Annotated in this window: 16 protein-coding genes; 11 read left to right on the top strand and 5 right to left on the bottom strand. The window is 52.6% G+C overall.

Annotation, left to right across the window (positions count from 1 at the left end; all coding sequences use genetic code 11):
• Positions 1 to 99: 99 nt before the first annotated feature.
• The 8 genes from ilvB to IPG22_04405 all read left to right on the top strand — a co-directional run bounded on the left by ilvB (position 100) and on the right by IPG22_04405 (position 9,092).
• The gene (gene ilvB / locus IPG22_04440; protein ID MBK6587550.1) at positions 100 to 1,860 is read left to right on the top strand and encodes a biosynthetic-type acetolactate synthase large subunit; all 1,761 of its coding nucleotides are present in this window, start codon (positions 100 to 102) and stop codon (positions 1,858 to 1,860) included.
• Positions 1,861 to 1,992: 132 nt separating this feature from the next.
• Positions 1,993 to 2,514 (top strand): acetolactate synthase small subunit, encoded by a 522-nt coding sequence (ilvN, locus tag IPG22_04435; GenBank protein ID MBK6587549.1) that lies wholly within the window; start codon positions 1,993 to 1,995, stop codon positions 2,512 to 2,514.
• Positions 2,515 to 2,638: 124 nt separating this feature from the next.
• A complete protein-coding gene (gene ilvC, locus IPG22_04430; GenBank protein MBK6587548.1) occupies positions 2,639 to 3,655 on the top strand; it encodes a ketol-acid reductoisomerase in 1,017 nt (338 codons plus the stop codon).
• A 112-nt stretch (positions 3,656 to 3,767) separates the two neighbouring features.
• Positions 3,768 to 4,142: a cupin domain-containing protein gene (locus tag IPG22_04425; GenBank protein ID MBK6587547.1), complete on the top strand. Its 375-nt coding sequence runs from the start codon at positions 3,768 to 3,770 to the stop codon at positions 4,140 to 4,142.
• A gap of 98 nt (positions 4,143 to 4,240) precedes the next feature.
• A complete protein-coding gene (locus IPG22_04420; protein MBK6587546.1) occupies positions 4,241 to 5,401 on the top strand; it encodes a chorismate mutase in 1,161 nt (386 codons plus the stop codon).
• A gap of 142 nt (positions 5,402 to 5,543) precedes the next feature.
• Positions 5,544 to 6,671, top strand: coding sequence for a 3-deoxy-7-phosphoheptulonate synthase (locus IPG22_04415; GenBank protein MBK6587545.1), 1,128 nt, complete (start codon positions 5,544 to 5,546; stop codon positions 6,669 to 6,671).
• Between the two features lie 106 nt (positions 6,672 to 6,777).
• Complete coding sequence (gene ilvD / locus IPG22_04410; GenBank protein ID MBK6587544.1) at positions 6,778 to 8,496, top strand: dihydroxy-acid dehydratase; 1,719 nt, start codon at positions 6,778 to 6,780, stop codon at positions 8,494 to 8,496.
• Positions 8,497 to 8,579: 83 nt separating this feature from the next.
• Positions 8,580 to 9,092, top strand: a complete 513-nt coding sequence (locus IPG22_04405; protein MBK6587543.1) for a hypothetical protein — start codon at positions 8,580 to 8,582, stop codon at positions 9,090 to 9,092.
• A 121-nt stretch (positions 9,093 to 9,213) separates the two neighbouring features.
• Here the strand turns inward: IPG22_04405 and IPG22_04400 are convergent, their stop codons facing one another.
• The 3 genes from IPG22_04400 to IPG22_04390 form a co-directional block, all read right to left on the bottom strand.
• Entirely contained in the window at positions 9,214 to 9,645 is a 432-nt protein-coding gene (locus IPG22_04400) for a hypothetical protein (protein ID MBK6587542.1), read from the bottom strand.
• A 292-nt stretch (positions 9,646 to 9,937) separates the two neighbouring features.
• Positions 9,938 to 10,279 carry a hypothetical protein gene (locus IPG22_04395; protein MBK6587541.1) on the bottom strand — a complete coding sequence of 114 codons (342 nt, stop codon included), beginning with the start codon at positions 10,277 to 10,279 and terminating at the stop codon, positions 9,938 to 9,940.
• Positions 10,280 to 10,447: 168 nt separating this feature from the next.
• Positions 10,448 to 10,831: a hypothetical protein gene (locus IPG22_04390; protein MBK6587540.1), complete on the bottom strand. Its 384-nt coding sequence runs from the start codon at positions 10,829 to 10,831 to the stop codon at positions 10,448 to 10,450.
• 144 nt (positions 10,832 to 10,975) lie between these two features.
• On the opposite strand from IPG22_04390, the gene IPG22_04385 reads away from it, so the two are divergent.
• The 3 genes from IPG22_04385 to IPG22_04375 all read left to right on the top strand — a co-directional run bounded on the left by IPG22_04385 (position 10,976) and on the right by IPG22_04375 (position 13,377).
• Complete coding sequence (locus tag IPG22_04385) at positions 10,976 to 11,827, top strand: 3'-5' exonuclease (GenBank protein MBK6587539.1); 852 nt, start codon at positions 10,976 to 10,978, stop codon at positions 11,825 to 11,827.
• 117 nt (positions 11,828 to 11,944) lie between these two features.
• A complete protein-coding gene (locus IPG22_04380) occupies positions 11,945 to 12,763 on the top strand; it encodes a site-specific DNA-methyltransferase (protein ID MBK6587538.1) in 819 nt (272 codons plus the stop codon).
• An 80-nt stretch (positions 12,764 to 12,843) separates the two neighbouring features.
• Positions 12,844 to 13,377 (top strand): hypothetical protein, encoded by a 534-nt coding sequence (locus IPG22_04375; protein ID MBK6587537.1) that lies wholly within the window; start codon positions 12,844 to 12,846, stop codon positions 13,375 to 13,377.
• Here IPG22_04375 and IPG22_04370 read toward each other — a convergent pair.
• Together IPG22_04370 and IPG22_04365 are read right to left on the bottom strand one after the other, a co-directional pair.
• Positions 13,374 to 14,183 carry a 16S rRNA (uracil(1498)-N(3))-methyltransferase gene (locus IPG22_04370; protein ID MBK6587536.1) on the bottom strand — a complete coding sequence of 270 codons (810 nt, stop codon included), beginning with the start codon at positions 14,181 to 14,183 and terminating at the stop codon, positions 13,374 to 13,376. The two genes, IPG22_04375 and IPG22_04370, sit on opposite strands and share 4 nt — an antisense overlap.
• Positions 14,180 to 14,725 (bottom strand): hypothetical protein, encoded by a 546-nt coding sequence (locus IPG22_04365; protein ID MBK6587535.1) that lies wholly within the window; start codon positions 14,723 to 14,725, stop codon positions 14,180 to 14,182. Before IPG22_04365 ends, IPG22_04370 begins: the two co-directional genes overlap by 4 nt.
• Positions 14,726 to 14,798: the final 73 nt, after the last annotated feature.

Genomic DNA, 14,798 nt, shown 5'->3' with positions numbered 1-14,798 from the left:
GAGAAATGATGACAAGTTGGTCCGGTAAAAAGGGTTAATGAGGTCATCATCGCACAAACCGATGATGGCCTTTTGGTTTTAAGGGAAACTTTATTCGATATGTTAGAAGCTGTTTCAACCGCTCAGAACGTTGCTGGTGAAGTTCAGGTACCGACGCGATTGGTCGACCCGGTTCGCGGGGCCGAGATATTGATGCGTGCCCTCGTCGATAACGGCGTCGACACCGTTTTCGGCCTGCCCGGCGGAGCCGTTTTGCATATCTACGACGAAATGTGGCGATATCGCGAGGCGGTCACGCACTATCTGGTTCGCCATGAGCAGGGCGCGGTGCATGCGGCTGAGGGTTACGCGCGGGCTACTGGGAAGGTCGGCGTTGCACTCGTGACCTCAGGGCCGGGAGCGACGAACGCGGTGACGGGGATCGCGGACGCGTATATGGATTCGATCCCGCTGGTGGTTATCACCGGCCAAGTGCCGACGGCGGTGATCGGGACGGATGCCTTTCAGGAAGTCGACACATTTGGCATTACTTTGCCGATCGTGAAGCACAGCTATCTCGTTCGCAATGTCGAGGATCTGGAGAACGCTGTAAATGAGGCGTTTTATCTCGCCAGCACCGGAAAACCCGGGCCCGTCGTGATCGACATTCCGAAGGATGTGACGGCGGCTTTGTGCGAATACCGCGACGACCGCGCGAGATTTTTGAGTGTGCAGGCGGTCGAGCCGGAATGTGACCGCGAGATGCTCGGCGTTGCTTTGGAGCGAATACTGACGGCCAAAAAGCCGGTGTTTTATGTCGGCGGCGGTGTGGTGACGAGCGGTGCGTCGGAGGCTTTGACGAAGGTCGTTGAGGCTATGGGTGTGCCGGTGACGCCGACTTTGATGGGGCTGGGCGGATTTCCAACGGCTCATGCACAGTGTCTGGGAATGCTTGGAATGCACGGCACGTACACCGCCAATATGGCGGTTGCTGAGAGCGATCTGCTGGTGGCGATCGGCGTGCGGTTCGACGACCGCGTAACCGGAAAGCTGGCGGAATTTGCTCCGAATGCGGAAGTGATTCATATAGACATCGAGGCTTCGAATATCGGAAAGATCAGGAAGCCTCAATATCCTGTCGTCGCCGATGCTCGTGTCGCTCTTGAGATCATGTCCGAAATTCTGGTTTCAAAATGTGCGACGAACCACCGCGAACGGCTCGGCGGTTGGTGGAGCGAGATCCGCGAATGGCAAAAGGCGGTGCCGCTGTCGTGTGAGTATTCGGAGTTTGAGATCAAGCCGCAGCAGGTCATCGAGACTTTGCACGAGGTGACGAACGGCGATGCGGTGATCGTTTCGGACGTCGGACAACACCAAATGTGGGCGGCGCAATTTTATCCGTTCAAGCGAAATCGGCAGTGGATCAACAGCGGCGGGCTGGGAACGATGGGATTTGGCTTGCCGGCGGCGATGGGAGCGCAGATCGCGGTCCCGGGAACGCAGGTGGTCGCGATCGTCGGCGACGGCGGTTTTCAGATGACCAATCAGGAGATAATCACCGCGATCCAATACAGAGTGCCGCTCAAAGTCCTGATCATGAACAACGGCTACCTCGGCATGGTTCGCCAGTGGCAGGAAATGTTCTATGAACGTGCTTATTCCGAGGTCGATCTGTCGATATCGCCGGATTTTGTAAAGCTCGCCGAAGCATACGGAGCACAGGGTTTAAGAGCGAAAACGCCGGGCGAATTGAAGGATGTTTTGAAACAGGGGCTCGAGTTTGATGGGGTCACGATTTGGGACATCGTTGTTTCTAAGGAAGAGAATGTTTTCCCGATCGTTCCCGTCGGCGGGGCGTCGAGGAACATGATCCTCAAGTAGTTCTTTCCGTGCCTTCCCTGTGTTCCGTGGTTAAAATTCCTAAGAGTTTAACCACGGAACGCACGGATCGGCACGGAACTAGAGATGGCTAAGACCGAAGACCTAAAGCCAAAAACCAAAGACCAAAACGCCATGCGCCACACAATTTCAATCATCGTTGCTAATCAACCCGGGGAGCTTTCGCGGATCGTGGGGTTGTTTTCGGCTCGCGGGTTTAATATCGAGACGATCACGGTCGGCAAAACGCTTGAGCCGGAATGGTCGAAGGCTACGGTTGTCACCAAGGGCGACGACCGTACCGTCGAGCAGATCATCAAGCAATGCTCTCGGCTCGCACGTGTTCGCGAGGTGAAAGCGGTCACAAGTTTGCCGCACATCGAGCGGGAAATGGCTCTTATCGACGTTTCGGTCAGATCCGGAGACGAGCGGCAGGAAGTGATGAGTTTGGTCGAGATATTTCGCGCGAAGGTCGTCGATATTTCGCACGACCGGATGATACTTGAGCTTTCGGGGACGATGGACAAGGTTGACACATTCATCGAAATGCTGCGGCCATTGACGGTCAACGAAGTAACGCGAAGCGGATGTGTGGCGATCAATCGGTTGTCGAGATTGATGACAGATGAACAATTTGGGGCTGCGGCCGCAGCATGATCTTTTGCGTCTTCTTTGCGGTCTTGGCGTCTTTGCGTTGGATAAGTACGTTACTTAACGCAAAGTCGCAGAGGACGCAAAGAAGACGCAAAGTAAGAAAGAACATTAAGGAAACAACACAAACATGAAAGTTTTTTATGACAAAGACGCGGACGATAGCCTTTTGAAGTCAAAGCGGATCGCCGTTATCGGGTACGGTTCGCAGGGGCATGCGCATGCTAACAACTTGAAAGAGTCGGGCCATGATGTGATAGTCGGGCTGCATGCGGACAGCAAATCGTGGAAAAAGGCTGAGGAAGCAGGGCTCGAAGTCACTTTTGCACGCGAAGCCGCCGAAAAAGCTGACGTTATCATGATGGCCGTCCCCGACGAACTCGGGCCGTCGATCTATAAGAACGACATCGAACCTGCACTGAAAGACGGCAAATATCTGGCTTTCGCGCACGGTTTCGGCATTCATTTTAAAAAGATCGAGCCGCCCGCAGGCGTCAATGTTTTCATGGTTGCTCCGAAAGGGCCGGGGCATTTGGTTCGCAGCGAATACGCTCGCGGCCGCGGGGTTCCGTGTTTGATGGCGGTGCATCAGGATGTGTCGGGTGACGCTTCGGCGGTGGCGATGGCTTATGCGTCAGCGATCGGCGGCGGTCGTGCCGGCATCATCGAGACAACCTTTAAGGAAGAGACGGAAACGGATCTATTTGGTGAGCAGGCAGTGCTTTGCGGCGGATTGACTTCGCTCATTCAGGCTGGTTTTGAGACGCTGACCGAGGCCGGATATTCGCCGGAAATGGCGTATTTCGAATGCCTTCACGAGATGAAGCTGATCGTCGACCTTCTTTACGAAGGCGGCATCGGCAACATGCGCTATTCTATTTCAAACACCGCCGAATACGGCGATCTGACTCGCGGCAGCCGAGTCGTTACAGATGCGACCAAAGCCGAGATGAAGAAAATTCTCGGCGAGATCCAATCGGGGCAATTCGCGGACGAATGGATGAGCGAATGCGAGAGCGGGAAGGAGAATTTCAAACGTCTCGAAGGCGAAGGCGAACGCCACCAGATCGAGGAAGTCGGTGCCAAGCTCAGAGCGATGATGCCGTGGTTGTCGCAAAATACCCTGGTGAATACGGCAAAGAACTAACTTTGCATCCTTTGTGTCTTCCCTCTGCGATCTTTGTGTTTAAGAATAGTTTTAACACGGAGGGCTCGGAGGGAAGATCACGGAGAGCACAAAGGTAATTCAGGGGTGAATCATGAAATTGTTTGATTTAAACGAGGTCGAAAGTGACGAGGTTAGCTCGTCGTATTTTAGAAAGATTGCTACTGGCGAATCGCTGACGATCGGCAAGGTAGAGGTTCACGCGGGCGAGGTCACCAAGCTTCATTCACATGAATCAGAAGAAGTGATCTTCGTACTAAAAGGCGCGTGGCTGTTTCGTTTGCCGGACGAAGACGTGACGGTTCGAGCAAATCAAATGCTGTTCATCCCGCCGGGTGTTGAGCATTCGTCGGAAGTTTTGGAAGATGTGATCGCGATCGACATTTGCTCGAAGGCCCGCCCTGATTGGCAATCCGGCGTCGACAAGAGCTTGCACAGCAACCCGGGGCAGTTTCTTTGGGGAGTCTAGGAAGGAATTTAACCGCAGATGAACGCAGATAAACACGGATAGAATAAAAAAATCTGTGTTCATCTGCGTCCATCTGCGGTTAATCATTCATGATTTTTATGACCGCACCGACAATTAACAATCCTCGGGCTGAGATCGATGCTATCGATGGCGAGCTGCTGCGGCTTTTGAATAAGCGGGCGGAGATCGCCCTGCGCGTCGGGGCGGCGAAGACGAATGACGAGCGTTCGCTGTGCGATCCGAACCGCGAACGCGAGGTTTTGGCGAGGTTGCGGCAGGAAAACACAGGGCCGTTTGACGAGCACAGCATTGACAACATCTTTCAGCGGATAATCGATGAATCGCTTTTGCTTCAGCAAAAAACGTATCTCAAACCTTTCGAAAGTTCCGACGCTCCGCAAACGGAAGTTACGAAACTGACGGGAAAATCGCGTGTCGCGTTTCTCGGTGATCGCGGAACGTTCAGCGAGGAAGCAGCTCTTGGGATCCTCGGCGATGAGTGCGTGACCGTTTCGTTTCCGACTTTCGAAGACCTTTTCACCGCGATCGATGCAGGAAAAGCCGATCTTATCTTGGCTCCGCTTGAGAATAGTTTGATCGGGTCGGTTCATCGCTGTGTTGACCTGCTGCTCGATAGTTCGCTGCATATTATTGCCGATGTGATATTGCCGGTTTCGCACTATTTGGTCGCGTGTCAGGATGCGACGATGGAGACGATACAGACGGTCGAATCGCATCCGGCGGCGCTCGCTCAATGCCGCAGATTTTTTGCCGCATATCCGCATCTGAAAAGCGTTCCGGCTGACGACACGGCGGGCAGCGTTCGGCGTGCGGTCGAGAGCCGCGATGTGACGCGTGCCGGGATCGGCGGACGCCGGGCGGCTGAGATATATGGCGGGAAGATACTTCGCGAGCATCTTGAGGACAACGGTGAGAATTACACTCGTTTTGCATTATTGTCTGCCAAGCCGAACGAGGAAAACACCGGCTCAAAGATATCGGTCGTTATTCAACTAAGAAACGAAGCCGGGGCTTTGCATGGAGCGTTGAGACCGCTCGTTCGCCGCAACATCGACATCGCCAAGATCGAAAGCCTGCCGATCCGCAATTCGCCGGGCCAGTTTAACTTTTATCTCGACATCAACGTACCCAATATCGAAGGCGATCTGACGGGAGCCTTGACCGAGATCGGCGAACAGACCGAGGGCGTGAGATTTCTCGGACGATATTCGACGACGCGTCTGGGCAGTGTCGCTTAGGAGTAAGAAAAGAAACAACGGATTTACGCCGATTTTCGCAGATTTGAAAACGCTTTGGTTCAAACGGTTTCCCGCTTTCTAAGTTTTGATAAGAATCAGTGCCAATCCGCGATAATCCGTTGTTACTAGATTTAATAATTTTATGATCCTTGTATTAAAACCAAATATTGACGAATCGACCCGCGAATTTCAGCGGCTGGAGAGTCATTTAATTAACCTTCCGAATATCGAGTTTCGCGTGCACAAGGTTCAGGGGCGTGAACAGCTTTTGACGGAGATCTATTTGATCGGTAACACGGCCGCTTTGGCACTGGATGAGATGAAGAGCTTTCCTGGCGTCGATCACGCGGTTCGCGTTTCTGAGGAATATCGCATTCTCGGCCGTCACAAGGACGACAATCGTCCGAGCAATTTCACCTACAATGGCGTGAATTTCGGACAGGATACGCTGAACGTTTTTGCCGGCTTGTGTGCCGTCGATTCGCCTGAGAGCGTCGAAGCGATGATGAAGGCTTTGCAGGAGAACGGTCAGGTCTGTACGCGAATGGGTGCGTACAAACCGCGAACTTCGCCTTATTCTTTCCAGGGGCACGGCAAGAATTGTCTGCCGTTCGTTTTCGAACTCGCCGGAAAATACGGCATCAAGGTGATCGCGATGGAGGTCACGCACGAGTCGCATGTTGACGAGATCAACGAGGCTCTCGACGCGACCGGAAACCCGACCGGCGTGATGCTGCAGATCGGAACGCGAAACACGCAGAATTTCGAACTGCTCAAGAGCGTAGGTCGTCAACAGGAATTTCCTGTTTTGTTGAAAAGAGGTTTCGGCATCACGCTCGACGAATCGCTCCACGCTGCCGAATATCTGGCCAGCGAAGGCAATCACAAGGTCGTTTTCGGCCTACGCGGTATGAAGACCAACATCGGCGACCCGCATCGCAACATGGTCGATTTTGCCCACATTCCGGTCGTCAAACGTCTGACGCGTATGCCCGTGTGCATCGATCCATCGCACTCGGTCGGAACGCGTTCGCGCAGCTCGGACACGATCCTCGACATCATGCACGTCACCGCCCAGGGCGTGATCGCCGGGGCAAATATGATCCTCGTCGATTTTCACCCGTTCCCGAACAAGGCGTTGGTCGATGGACCGCAGGCTCTTCGGATGGAAGAATTGCCGGTGTTTTTAGAGGACATTCGGATGGTGCGTGAGGTTTTTGAGAAACGAGTCCAATTGCATCGCGGGGAATCGACGGCGGTTGGGAGTTAAGGAAGTATTGCGGAAGCTCGCACGAAGTAAGGGCGCCGACTGGGATTTGACGTTCGTGATTGCAGTGGGAGCCCTTACTTCGTGCGGGCTTCTGCATTAGAGAAACATGCCAAATAATTCGAGAAGCAAAATAATCACATCAGGCGTTGAGCGTGCCCCGAATCGTTCGATGCTGCGGGCGGTTGGGTTTGAGGACGGTGATTTTGATAAGCCGATCATTGGTGTGGCGAATGGTTACAGCAACATCACGCCGTGCAATTTGAGTCTGGGGAAACTCGCGGATGCCGCAGTCATTGAGGCAAAACGCGTCGGGTTGATGCCGCAGGTTTTTGGGACTATTACGATATCGGACGGCATTTCCATGGGCACGTTGGGGATGAAGTATTCGCTCATCTCGCGTGAGGTTATCGCAGATTCGATCGAGACGGTTTGCAACGGCCAGCAGATGGATGGCGTGCTGGTGATCGGCGGGTGCGACAAGAATATGCCGGGCGGAATGATCGCGATCGCGCGGCTGAATATCCCGGCGATCTACGTTTACGGTGGCACGATCAAGGCCGGGCATTTGAATGGCAAGGACCTTACCGTTGTCTCCGCTTTCGAAGCCGTTGGCGAATATCTTGCCGGAAAGATCGACGATGCTGCCCTGATGGCGGTCGAGAAGCACGCTTGTCCGGGAGCCGGTTCGTGCGGCGGGATGTACACGGCAAATACGATGTCATCCGCGATCGAGGCGATGGGCATGGGATTGCCGTATTCGTCGACGATGGCGGCTGAGGATGATGAAAAGACGCAGAGTACGCTCGATTCGGTCACGGCTTTGGCCGCAGCGGTCGAGAATCAGCTTTTGCCGCGACAGATCATGACTCGGAAGGCTTTTGAGAACGCGATCGCCGTCATAATGGCGACCGGCGGTTCGACAAACGCGGTGCTGCATCTGCTCGCTATCGCACATTCGGCAGAGGTCGATCTGAAGATCGATGATTTTGAGGACATTCGTCGAAAGGTTCCTGTTTTGTGCGACCTAAAACCTTCGGGTTTGTATGTTGCAACCGATCTGCACAAAGCCGGAGGAATTCCGGAGGTCATGAGAATTTTGCTGGAGAATGGTTTGATCCATGGGGATTGTATGACGATCACCGGTAAGACCGTTGCGGAGAATTTGGCCACGACTGGAGTGCAAGCACCCTTGCTTGCCTCTAGCGGGAACGTGCAAGCAGGGGTGCTTGCACTCCAGTCGCTGGTGATACATCCTTTTGACAGACCAATTTACGCTCAGGGTCATCTTGCGATACTTCGCGGAAACTTGGCACAGGAAGGCGCGGTTGCGAAGATCACGGGTATCAAAAACTCTTCGATCACCGGCCCGGCTCGCGTTTTCGATTCCGAAGAGGACTGCATGGCCGCGATCATGGCCCGGAAGATCAATGCGGGCGATGTCCTAGTAATCCGCTACGAAGGCCCGAAAGGTGGACCCGGAATGCGAGAAATGCTCTCGCCGACCTCCGCGATCATCGGGCTCGGGCTCGGTGACGCGGTCGGGCTGATCACCGATGGACGATTCTCAGGCGGAACATACGGAATGGTCGTAGGCCACGTTGCTCCGGAAGCGGCAGTCGGCGGCAATATTGCATTATTAGAGGAAGGCGACAGCATCACGATCGATGCGGTGAAGCGTCTGCTACAGGTGAATTTGTCGGATGAGGAATTGTCCGCGAGACGCGAACGTTGGTCCGGGCCGCCCGCCGGGCCGAAGGTGATCGGCGTTGCGGCGAAGTACGCAAAGCTGGTTTCGTCGAGCGCGTTTGGGGCGGTGACGGATTAGAGAGTCTTTACTTCGGACTGTCGGAACCTAAGAAGAGTACATCCCGTCGCAATTCCAAAACCATATGGTATTATTTTGTCGAAATGAAATTCTTTGTCGCATTTATTTTTCTACCGCTCTCAGTGTTCGCTCAAACAGCTAAATCGCCTCCAGCAAAATGCGAAATCGGATTAGCAAATGCACCAGTTTTGAGAGGAATCTCATTGAGAATGACAGTAGCCCAAGTGGCTAAAAAGTACCCCCTTTTGCCAGCACCGGAAAATAACAAAATCACAACGTTGAACGGGTATGTTAATAATATCCCCGGTTTCGATAATGTTAACTTTGTACGAATTTCTTTCTTGGATCAAAAAGTTTCATCCATCCATTTATTTTACGACGAGACGCCGTTTGAGAGTGCGGGTGAGTTCTCTAAGAATCTTTCTAAACAATGGAATTTGCCAGAATCGGCTTGGCATTACTGGCCTAGCGATAATGGCATATTAGTTTGCGATGGTTTTAGCCTTTCAATTTTCGAGAATAAGTACATCCTTCTAAGGGACACTGACGCGGAAGCAAAAAAGGATGCCGAAAAAAAGGCAGCCTTCAGGCCATAAATGTACTTTATCAAACCCGTCGCAACTCATCGGACGCGATAGGGTGCCTTCCTTTCATACCAAGAAAAAAAGCCTTGGAAACGATTAGGTTCCCAAGGCTTTAATTAACCAACTCTTTCAATTAGTACTGATACGGATAACTATTCGGGTTTCGCGGTTTCTGCTTTGCGGTGATGATCGCACCAGTTGCGACACCTGCGGCAGCACCGATCAGGGCTCCTTTTTTGCCGCCGAAGATGGCTCCGATCACTGCCCCGGCGCCTGTGGCAACGCCTAGGTTGATGGCTTTGCGGTGACGGTCGTAAACATTGGGCTTCTTGTTGCCATACTGATCGTAGTAATAATCGTCCTCGTAATACTGGTCGTTGTAATTCGTGTTGTCGTAGGTACGGTTATCGTAGTTTCGATCGTTATTATACCGGTTGTTGTCGCGGCTGTAGCGGCGATTGCGGTCGTTATCCCGACGCTGAGCTGATGCCGTGCCTGCGAAGGCAGGGATCGTAACTGCAAACATGATCGCCATTAAGAACGTTGTTAAGAATTTCTGAAACATAGTATTTTATCCCTCCAAAGGTCTCCGACATCGTCGTCGATATTGTATACAGCAACGGGTGTGCCAATGATGGAACTTACAGCATTTCCGATGGTTTACAGACATAACGGCTCTGCGAATAAGAACCGGGTATACCAAAATTACACCTAACTCGACGCAATTCGTGCAAAGGCAAAAAAATCCGGACATCAAATGAATGATGCCCGGATATGTAAATGCTGAAGTGTGCACATGAGCAAGGGAGAATCCTTAACTTGAGGGATTCGCCCTTGCTTACGCGCGGGCTTGTGCATTAGTAGTTACGCGGTCTGACGTAGACGCGCCTGACGTAATTCTTTGGTCGCTGCTTGTGCGTAAACAAGGCACCGCCGCCGGCACCGGCGAGGCCGCCGATCACAACGCCTTTCTTCCCGCCGATCAAACCGCCGACGAGGGCTCCGACGCCAGTACCGATACCGATGTTGAACGCCTTACGATGGCGGCGATAGACGTTGGGCTTTTTGTATCTATAAACCTGTCCGTTGCTGCGGTAATAACGAGTGGTCTGTGCTGAGACCGTTTCGGCCAAAACCGGTATTGCGACGGCCATCATGATTGCCATCAAAAATGTCGTGATGTATTTCTTAACTAACATAAAACTTCCCCCTGAAAATTGAATTTTTCCGACATTGTTGTCGCTCGTTTAGTGGCAAGCACCGTGCCATAAAACCGCAAAGCTATATGTTTCTTATAGTTACGGTTTAATGCTGGAGTTTTTTAGGCTCGTATGCACACGAAATCGGCCAGTTATCAACGGTATGGGTTATTTCGGTTCCGTAAAGTTCCCAATGAGAAATAGGATCAGGAGGACAGCCATTGGAAGGATATTTAGGAAAAGCCCGAGGATCGAAAACAAACGCTTTTTGCTCGGGCGGAACAAACCGATGACCGACATCAGGATACCGATTAAATGTCCCCCTGCGGGAATAATGAAAAAGATAACCACCATCAGAACGACGGCTGAACCCATGCGCCGCAGGTCGGTCACGCTTTGCGATTCGGGAATCAGAAGGTCGGTCAGTTTATTGGTAAATCCCTCGGTGTAAAAGATCAGGTAAACAGCCGCCGCAAAATATACCCAAACGGCTAAGGCGGTGAGGCACGCGGCGATGCCGAGTTTAGAATGGGTCTTATTTGCTGTCGACACGGTGGGAACAATATAAACGCATCAGCATCGTTAGGGCAAGCGCGGGTTGTTTCGCCCGCGCGCCGAGTATGTTAGACTTTTGTTGTTCCCACACCAAAGAGCTAATAGATACAGTGTTTAGTGCGGGAAATCTAAATATTTAACATGCTGAAATCCCCGATTCAGGAACTTGCTCTGTTTTACGATCTCGAATGGGTGCCCGACGCGGCGGGCTCCAAACGGCTGTTTGACCTGCCCGAGGAAACCACCGAGATCGAGGCAATGCAGCGGCTGTGGGAACACTCGCCTCAGTACGACGCCGAGAAAAATCCGCGTCCGTTTCTCAAATACATGTTCTCGCGCGTCGTCTCGATCGCTTTTTTGTCGCGTAAGCTGGTCTACCGCGATGGCGAAAAGGTGCCGGAGTTTTCGCTCAACTCGCTGCCGAAACTTCCGGTCGAATCCGACGACGTCGACGAAGCCGCGATCATCGACCGTTTTCTCTACATAATCGGCGACCGTCGGCCGCAGCTAGTCGGCTACAATTCGTCCGAATCAGACCTTCAGGTGCTGATCCAACGCGGGATCATCAACGAGATCACGGCTCCGGCGTTCAATCAACGTCCGGGAAAACCGTGGGAAGGGCCGGATTATTTTGATTCGCGAAACAGCGACGCGCACCTCGATCTGCTGACAAAATTCTCAAACCGCGGCGGCATGTCGCCACGGCTCGACGAGCTGGCGAAGCTCTGCGGATTCCCCGGAAAGATCGATGTCAAAGGCGATCAGGTCACAGACCTCTGGCTTGCCCGCGACCTGACAAAGATCGTCGAATACAACCAGATCGACACGCTCAATACCTATCTCGTATGGCTCCGCGTCGTCTACTTCGCGGGTCAGATCTCAGAGGAAGATTACGTGATGGAGCAGGACTTTTTCCGCGAGTTTCTCGAAAACGAGATGCAAAAGCCGGAGAAGGCATTTCTGGGAGCTTTTTTAAATAAGTGGCCAATTTAGCTCCGGTAGGGATCTGGTGGCACAAGCCCGCGCGTAAGCAAGGACGAATCTCAAGTTGAATGTTTTGCCCTTGCTTACGCGCGGGCTTGTGCAAAAAAGGCGACATAAATTGAGCTTATGCAATTCGGAACGATCTATCACGAAAACTGTATCGAAACGCTGCGGCGGATGGACGATGATCTGATCGACATGACGATCACGAGCCCGCCGTATGACGATCTGCGTGATTATAACGGATATCATTTTCCGGTTGAGGATATTGCGGCGGGACTATTTCAAAAGACGAAACCCGGCGGTGTTGTCATTTGGGTGGTCGGCGATCGGACGATCAACGGCGGCGAATCACTAACGAGCTTTGAACACGCCTTTGAATTCAGAAAGGCCGGTTTCAAGGTGCATGACACGATGATCTACGCCAAAAATAACCCTATCCCGAGCGATTGCGGCAAGCGTTACCGGCAATGTTTCGAGTATATGTTCTGCTTTTCTAAAGGGCAGCCTGCGACGTTTAACCCGATCACGCAGATGATCAAGCAGGAAAAGGCGTTCAAATCGTTTCGCATTACAAAGGTCGGCCGCAACGACCTCGCTCACGACCACGTCGCGCCGAAGGAGCGAAAGCTCGACAACATCTTTTATTACGGTGACAGCGAGATCTTTTACTACAATGTGGGAACGTCGAGTTCGAAGGACAAGGTCGCATTCGGCCATCCGGCGATCTTTCCCGAGCAGCTTGTCGAGGATCAGATAAATACCTGGACAAACGCCGGCGACGTCGTATACGACTGCTTCATGGGCAGCGGAACGACGGCGAAGATCGCTCATCAATTAGATCGGCGGTGGCTCGGCTCGGAAATTTCCAGTGAATATATCGCGATCGCCAACGAGCGTCTTGCAAAATATCTCGATAATCGTGAGCTTTCGGCGGTGAACTAACAACCTTGAACCAAGATCGCGCGTCTATAGATTGTTAGCGAACACTTTTCTGCAATAGATCTGGAAGGTTTTTAGCGTTTATGAATATGTTTTTAGTCGTTTTGTCCGCCTTGGTTATATTCTCGGGGATCGCGATCGCCCAGCCGCGGCCGGCCGAAAAAACGCCAAGCATTCCAGCGAATGCCCCGTCGTCATATGAGGCTCGTTACGAAGGCGGTTTGTTTGGTGCTAGTACAAAAGAGACCGGCGATCTGACGTTTGACGACGCGAACGAGCGGGTCGTTTTTAAGCGTGACGGAAAGGAGATGTTCTGGATACCGTACGCTTCGCTGATCATGGTCTATCCGGATTCGAAGGACAGCGTACCGCAGGCGGGCAAGGTCATCAGCCACATTCCGCTTCCGGGAGCGGGGCTCGCGGGGCTGATGAATAAGAGTACCAAATACGCGAATATTACATTCGAAGACCCCGATATCAAGCAGAACGGCACTGCTAGTTTCCGATTTAAGGAAAAGGACAAGCTGATCTCGTTCATTAACCAGCTCGGCGTAAAAGCCAAGATGAAACAACGTGGCGATGCTTTTTATAAGCCGCGTAATAGTTCGACTTTCTAGTTCAGGTCTCCGAAGCGGTGCTGCAGGATCGTCGTAAGTGAGATCGCCGCAGTTTCCGCCCGCAAGATGCGGCCGCCGAGAGTGACAACGCTGATGCCGCTCGCACGAGCGAGTTCCAATTCAGAATCATCCCAACCGCCTTTCGGTCCGATCAAGGCGGTTATTTTTTTGCCCGGTTTTATCGCGGTGAAATCGGTGCCGTCGCGTTCTGAGAACATCACGACGCTTTCGGTTGTTTCGGCAATGAGCTTCTCGACAGCCGTCGGCTCCGCGATCTCCATCAGCCTCGCACGGCCGCATTGTTTGGTCGCTTCCATCGCGATGCGTCGCCAGCGGTCAAGGCGTTTGTCGGCGTCTTTCGTTTTAACATCGCCGCGTATTGTCTGAACCGGAATGAGTTTTGCGACGCCGAGTTCGACTGATTTTTGGATTATTAGGTCGTATTTCTCGCCATTTAGAACTGTTGACGCGAGCGTGATCTCAAATGGCGATTCGGGCGAAGCTGGGGTGATCTCTTCGATCAGGGCGAGTTCGGAGTCCTTTTTTCCGATCGCAGTTATCGAGCATTTGTACTCGTGTCCGGTTCCATCGAAAACGGAAACTTCATCGCCCGTTTTTAATCTCAAAACATCGCGCAAGTGGCGCGTTTCGTCGGTGTCGAGGGTGATAATACGGTCGTTAAAATTCTCGGGTCGTGAATAGAATCTGCGCATGGCTAGTTTTTTGATCGAGCGAGCAGACCGTTGCGGAAGCTCGCGCGTGAGCAAGGGCGAATCATTCACCTTGAGCAAGACGCCCTTGCTCACGCGCGGGCTTCTGCATCATCGCCGAACATCTGTACAAAATCAGGGGAACTCCTTCTGATATCAACCCACTGCTCAAATATCTCCGGCGTTTCGAGCCAGATTCGGAGCCAGTTTGCGATCTCTTCGTTAAGCGGGCGGGCTTCTTCGCTCGCGTTCGGCTTTTCCACGAGTTTAACTACGTTCTTTCGTCCCTCGATCGCGGTTTCGCGGACGAGTCTAAGGCCTTCTTTGTCATTTTCGGCTTTGTACTTTCGCCTAAGGTTTTCAAGCTCGCGGAGCGAACGTTCCGTCGCCGCCAGACTGCTCGTGCTAAGAATGTTTCTCAGAGCAGCATCGTACGGGCGGTCGGACGCTCGCTCGACATAGAGCGACATGATCTCTGAATGCCGCAGTTGAGCGCCCTCGTCGGCCAGCAGACGGGCGATGACCATCGGTGAATCGACCGCCGATCTTCCATATTGATCCGCGACGACGGTTTCGATCGCCTCGATCTCGGCAGCACCGATGCTCTCACAATCGAGCTTCTCCCAAACTTCGATCATCAGATCGTTTTTGTTTCGCGATAACCACATAGCATAGACAGGAGACAAGAGACCAGGGACAGGAGACGAAGCG

This window comes from Acidobacteriota bacterium (assembly GCA_016703965.1).
Taxonomy (GTDB): domain Bacteria; phylum Acidobacteriota; class Blastocatellia; order Pyrinomonadales; family Pyrinomonadaceae; genus OLB17.
Note: the sequence above shows the minus strand (reverse complement) of the source record. Positions and strands in the feature narration are given on the sequence as shown.